Origin of the sequence: Oscillibacter valericigenes (assembly GCF_021531435.1) — a bacterium.
Lineage (GTDB): Bacteria > Bacillota > Clostridia > Oscillospirales > Oscillospiraceae > Oscillibacter > Oscillibacter valericigenes_B.
The window spans coordinates 1-572 of sequence record NZ_JAFBIS010000081.1 but is presented as its reverse complement, the minus strand read 5'-3'; the positions used below and the strand labels follow the sequence as shown (position 1 = coordinate 572).

General features: G+C 55.8%; 4 tRNA genes. All 4 read left to right on the top strand.

The features are described 5' to 3' along the window. Positions 1-114: 114 nt before the first annotated feature. The 4 genes from JQM68_RS13655 to JQM68_RS13640 all read left to right on the top strand — a co-directional run bounded on the left by JQM68_RS13655 (position 115) and on the right by JQM68_RS13640 (position 572). A tRNA-Asn gene (locus JQM68_RS13655) sits at positions 115-190 on the top strand. 55 nt (positions 191-245) lie between these two features. Then, positions 246-322: transfer RNA gene (locus tag JQM68_RS13650), tRNA-Ile, on the top strand. A 38-nt stretch (positions 323-360) separates the two neighbouring features. Further along, a tRNA-Trp gene (locus JQM68_RS13645) sits at positions 361-436 on the top strand. A 59-nt stretch (positions 437-495) separates the two neighbouring features. Continuing rightward, positions 496-572, top strand: a tRNA-Asp gene (locus JQM68_RS13640).

The following is a 572-nucleotide window of genomic DNA, read 5'->3' as shown; positions in this document are numbered from 1 at the left end:
TCCGAACACGGTAGTTAAGCTCGTCTCTGCCGACAATACTTGGCTGGCAACGGCCCGGGAAAATAGGTAGCGCCAACACAGGTCTTAGCTCAATAGAGCTGGGGCCTGAAACATTCCTCCATAGCTCAGTCGGTAGAGCACGCGGCTGTTAACCGCGGTGTCGTTGGTTCGAGTCCAACTGGGGGAGCCACTGTATTGCCGCCACTCGGCGTGGCGGCAATACTTCTCTAAAAGCAAGCCGGCACGGGCCTTTAGCTCAGTTGGTTAGAGCAGTCGGCTCATAACCGATCGGTCCCGGGTTCGAGTCCCCGAAGGCCCACCACTATGGTCGTCGCCTGAAGGGTATGCCTCAAGCGATTTAGGGGTATAGCTCAGCTGGTAGAGCAGCGGTCTCCAAAACCGCGTGCCGAGGGTTCGAATCCTTCTGCCCCTGCCATAAAAATCTTTACAACATGAGTTGTATGTGATATAATGCTCCAGTGTCGAGCCAAAAATGGCCCGGTAGTTCAGTTGGTTAGAACGCTAGCCTGTCACGCTAGAGGTCGACGGTTCGAGCCCGTTCCGGGTCGCCA